Below are 4,458 nucleotides of genomic sequence, written 5' to 3'. Positions count from 1 at the left end.
AAAATGGTTGATACTTTGCTTGCTACTGCACTTGATTTAGTCAATCCAAAACACCTACGCAACTGGTTCACAAACTGCTGCTACTGTACTTCATGAACTTGCAATCTGCTGTAGCAACACAATGTAATAAATCGACTATTGAATAAGAAATAGACCTCTTGCAGATTAGGTTGCTTTTTGGTTGCTAAAGCTGTAAAAAGTAGAAAAATCAGGACATAGCAATTGAAAAATGTCCTGATGATGGATTACACAATAGCGCAAACTCTCTCACAAAAACACTTCAAACATCGCTTTGGGGTTCAATAAAAACGTTTATTTAACCAGATAGTTAATACCCTCAAGCCACTGTGGCGACCTCGACCCAAACCCGGAGTAAAGCCAAAGTCGGGCAACTCCACCGAAAAGAGTCCAATTAGGCGGAGTTCAATCCCCTCATTCTGACAGACTCGAAGGTTATTCAATAGTTGAAATTATGTAGTTTTGCATACGCATAATACTGTTATTTCAGTGAAACATCCTTTCAGGTAGGCTTGTAGAAGCACTTCTGAAAACACCATGATTATTGCGATCGCATCTTTAAAGGGTGGTTGCTCAAAAACCACTACGGCTATCCATCTGGCAGCTTACCTTCAAACCAAAGCGCCTACCTTGCTTATTGATGCAGATAAAAATCGGTCAGCACTGACCTGGGCACGACCTGATAAATTGCCTTTCAAAGCCGTCTCGGAATCAGCAGCCCCAAAATATATTAAAGACTATACTCACATTGTTATCGACACAGCAGCTCGACCCTCTCCAGAAGACTTTGAAGATTTAGCCGATGGATGCGACCTACTCGTACTGCCGACAACTCCACGCGGATTAGATTTAGATGCCTTAGCACAGACAGTTGAAGTTTTGCAGCCACTGGAAGCTAAATTCAAAATCTTACTGACCCAGATTCCAGCACGCTCCGCTGCCGCTAAGGATGCTCGACAATCTTTAGAAGATTTAAAGCTGCCAGTATTCAAAGCAGAAATCAAAAGATTAGTTGCCTTTGAGCGATCGCCCCTACTCGGTGTCACAGTTAAAGATTATCCCGACCCACGAGCTGTAGATGGTTGGAAAGGATATGTAGCAATGGGTAAGGAGGTACTGAAGTGACTCCGAAAAAAGGGAAAGACGAAAATATGTTTAAATCCTTGCTTAACCAAGCTCGTAACAAGGATGAGCAACCAGAAGAAGAAATTCCAATACAACCAGCTCCACTAGAACCACCACCGGAAGTGGTTGAACCCCGGAAAGTTGGACGACCAAGAGGGCGACGTAGTAACCCTGACTTTACCCAAATATCTGCACTAATTCCATACGATCTACTACTAGAAGTCCAAACTGAACTGCTGAAAGAGAAGAAGGAAAAGAGGCAACGCCAAGGTGAATTAAATTTAAGTAGCTTGATAGAAGCTTTGCTAAATGACTGGCTAAAGAAAAGGAAAAAAGAGGATTGACTTGAGTTAGTTCGATAGTTTGGGCAGTCACCTAGGTTAAGTCCGGCTGCTATATCTTTACGCTACAATCAAACAAAAGGCCGCACCTTTTTGCCTGGTTTTAAGTGATTAATGTATTTTAGCTAGTATTTTATATAAACTAGCTACAACAGAAGTTCAGCGAAACTAAACTGCTCTTCAATTCATATGTACTTCATAGTGTCTTCCACTCACCTTACCTTCGTCATTAAAATATATTCTAAATTCATACCAAGCAAAACTCCAAAAAAACATGCACCATCTTGACCATAATACCAATCGTTATCACCTAAACTCCATTCTTCCTCATCTCTTATTCTAGGCACAGGAGCCGGTAAAATTTTTAAAACTTCAGCCTTAGTCATTCCGCTTTGAATACTTTCAAATTTGGCTTGAGAAAAACCTGGGGGTAGTTTTGTATCAATTAAAGGATAAAAGGGAAAAGGTCGTTCTAGATAATAGCTTGTAAAAAAAAGCCAACCGCTTAGTAATACAAATATAGCAATATAGCAAATAAGTTTATTTATAAGTTTCATAAGTTCCCTCTATTTTAAAATAAAAATTTTACCTAAGTTTAAAATTGAGTAAGATTAGTCCATAGCTCTAGTCATAGGGATACTGTAATTTTCTTACTCCCTTCCATTCAGAGAGAAATTCATATATCGAGGGTTCTGGCTTGGAAGGTAATCGACTTTGAAACGCGAGAGTTTAATTTGCTAGAACGTCCACCAGTTTGGCTTTGAGGATTAACCCTTTTGTCTATAACAAAGACAAAATTAGCTTGACTAATCAGCATCCTGCATATAAACAAGTTGATTTTCCGGAGAGTGTATCAGCAAAAATCGATCATTGGACTCCCTTTCGTTTTCGTAGCATTTTCCTTCACCCTCAAGGTCTGACGGCCCGGCCCCCATGTAGGTTTTGGAGAATACTGCCCTAATCCCGTAAATATATCTATGTTTTCACAAGCTTCAAACTCCTGAGCCAGTAATTTCCGCTCCTTAATAAACCGTTCAATATTTGATGAGTACACATTAAAACGACAGTAGTAAGAATGCTCGTCTGCATATTTTTGACCATTGGTTACACACTGAAGGTTAGATACTTGTGCAATCAGGCTGGGATATTGAAGATAAAAGCCAGAATAAGTTAAGAAAGCACTATCCGAACGGAGTAGCTCTGAAACAGCATATGAAAGAAGCAATAAATAACCAATGAAACAAGGGGGAAAAGCAATGACACAAGCAATAAGTAATCGAAGTGATATTTTTTTCATTACAACTCCTAATTTAGAATTTTAGAGAACAGAAAGGCTAGCGAATAGAACTGATTGGAAAGGGATTCTGCCCATACTGCAAAACTCCAGTCATGCCATTGATGATGACTGCTTTAAATGTGGTGCCAGTTACCAATGAAATTAAACCGAGTCCCATTGGAACCCCTTTCGGTGAGAAGGCCGCGATCGCACCCGTGAATTTTCTGCGGGGAGATTACTGCTACTTAAGAGTTATCTCTCAAGCACCTGATTGTATTTCGTCCTCAATCAATCCTTCTTTGGGGAATTTGTTTAATCCGTCATTATTCGTTACAAACAGGATTTCGCTTTCTGCTCTATGAAGAGTCCACCTTACCTCTGATGAATTATGTCTGATTCAAGGTTTAAGGTGATTTCAGCCGCTTATACTTCTTCAATTCCCCAAGGAGCTGGCAATAGATCGCGCGCCAACTTTTTCTGCAATCTTGCAGTAGAGCAACTTTGCACCAGTGACACAATTTTGTCTCGATGTCATTTAATTTGGCACTGTACATTAATTTAACCAAAACACCCTCTTAGCTGAATAGGTTGTCTTAGTTAAAGACTTCCCCAAGTGGGACAATTAATTAGGCACTTTTCCAACGCTGGATTGAGTATCCTAGTCGCTGATTTTTTATAGGTTTAAATGGGACAGCTAAAGCCATATCGGGTCGCAATTTATTGTCGCGTTTCGACAGATGAGCAAAGTTGCGATCGCCAAGAAAGAGACTTGGTTAGTTACGCACAACTATCCGGTTTTGAAGTCGTGGCAGTTTACAAAGAGACAGCATCAGGGGCCCTAGACTTCTTTGCGCCAGAAACTACCCTGCCTTTCGTTATAGCGCCTTGTTAGGCTCAGTGACCCGACAATGGAGGTAGACAGATTTCCATCTTTTGTATCAAGCCATGCTCAATGGTATAACGATGACCAACGTGTTCATCGGCAAGCACAGCTCCGGCAAGATCGCGCACGACCTGATGCACCTCCACCAAAACCTGCCCAGCATCCTCCGGGTAAAAGGCAACCGGCTCGACGTGTGGATTGATGAAGCTCCACTGCTCCGTCCAGTAAGCACGGACTTCTTCAGTCCCACGAACAAAACCGCCTTTGAACGCTTTCGGCCAAGCCACGTCGGGAGCCATGAGGGCGAGGGCTGCATCAATATCTCGCGCGTTGAAGGCAGCATACGCCGCGCGTAGCAGTTCAATTTCTGGTGCAGATTTATCTGACATAAGAGGTGTGGTGAAGTATATGCAGCAAGGCTTTACAGCCCACGAAAAATCAAGCTTTCGCCCCAGTTTGACACAAGAGAGGTAGACTGCCATCTGTAAGCGATCGCTAACCCCAGTACTTTAACAACGCATCTTCCCCGCTCCAATTAGCACAACTCAATCTCCCCCTTCAACTTCTGCCAAAGCCTCAGCCAGTAGAATTCGCAGCACTTCAGATTTCTTTCTGCCAGTGCGATTGGCAAGATTGGTAAGACGGCGGTGCATTTCTGGCGAGAGATCTAGACTAACTCTAATGGGTCGCTCTTTGGGTGACTCCTCTTTTTGTAATTTTTCCAGCAGCCCTCCAGGTTCTGGAACGGGTGGGGAAGAAGACAGTTTTTCATCTACTGATTCAGGCTCTGGTTCACCAAAGATAAATTTGTCAGC

Annotated in this window: 7 protein-coding genes and 1 pseudogene; 4 read left to right on the top strand and 4 right to left on the bottom strand. The window is 42.1% G+C overall.

The window, feature by feature from the left end:
* Window positions 1-555 precede the first annotated feature (555 nt).
* Together H6F50_RS26230 and H6F50_RS26225 are read left to right on the top strand one after the other, a co-directional pair.
* Window positions 556-1,143, top strand: a complete 588-nt coding sequence (locus H6F50_RS26230; protein WP_190430968.1) for a ParA family protein — start codon at window positions 556-558, stop codon at window positions 1,141-1,143.
* Complete coding sequence (locus tag H6F50_RS26225) at window positions 1,140-1,487, top strand: hypothetical protein (protein ID WP_190430967.1); 348 nt, start codon at window positions 1,140-1,142, stop codon at window positions 1,485-1,487. The genes H6F50_RS26230 and H6F50_RS26225 overlap by 4 nt, the downstream gene beginning before the upstream one ends.
* Window positions 1,488-1,696: 209 nt before the next feature.
* Here the strand turns inward: H6F50_RS26225 and H6F50_RS26220 are convergent, their stop codons facing one another.
* Window positions 1,697-2,041, bottom strand: coding sequence for a hypothetical protein (locus H6F50_RS26220; RefSeq protein ID WP_190430966.1), 345 nt, complete (start codon window positions 2,039-2,041; stop codon window positions 1,697-1,699).
* 296 nt (window positions 2,042-2,337) lie between these two features.
* Window positions 2,338-2,781 (bottom strand): hypothetical protein, encoded by a 444-nt coding sequence (locus H6F50_RS26215; protein ID WP_190430965.1) that lies wholly within the window; start codon window positions 2,779-2,781, stop codon window positions 2,338-2,340.
* Between the two features lie 101 nt (window positions 2,782-2,882).
* On the opposite strand from H6F50_RS26215, the gene H6F50_RS26210 reads away from it, so the two are divergent.
* Together H6F50_RS26210 and H6F50_RS28130 are read left to right on the top strand one after the other, a co-directional pair.
* On the top strand, window positions 2,883-3,122 hold the full coding sequence (locus H6F50_RS26210; protein WP_190430964.1) for a hypothetical protein: 240 nt from the start codon (window positions 2,883-2,885) through the stop codon (window positions 3,120-3,122).
* A gap of 323 nt (window positions 3,123-3,445) precedes the next feature.
* Window positions 3,446-3,604, top strand: a pseudogene (locus H6F50_RS28130) (recombinase family protein); the annotation flags it as partial.
* Between the two features lie 50 nt (window positions 3,605-3,654).
* Here the strand turns inward: H6F50_RS28130 and H6F50_RS26200 are convergent.
* On the bottom strand, window positions 3,655-4,032 hold the full coding sequence (locus H6F50_RS26200) for a nuclear transport factor 2 family protein (protein WP_190430962.1): 378 nt from the start codon (window positions 4,030-4,032) through the stop codon (window positions 3,655-3,657).
* 156 nt (window positions 4,033-4,188) lie between these two features.
* Window positions 4,189-4,458 (bottom strand): ribbon-helix-helix domain-containing protein (locus H6F50_RS26195; protein WP_190429394.1); only part of this gene is annotated, 270 nt, incomplete at its 5' end.

It is taken from the genome of Coleofasciculus sp. FACHB-712 (genome assembly GCF_014695635.1).
GTDB lineage: Bacteria > Cyanobacteriota > Cyanobacteriia > Cyanobacteriales > FACHB-T130 > FACHB-T130.
This window is presented reverse-complemented; position numbering and strand designations above follow the sequence as displayed.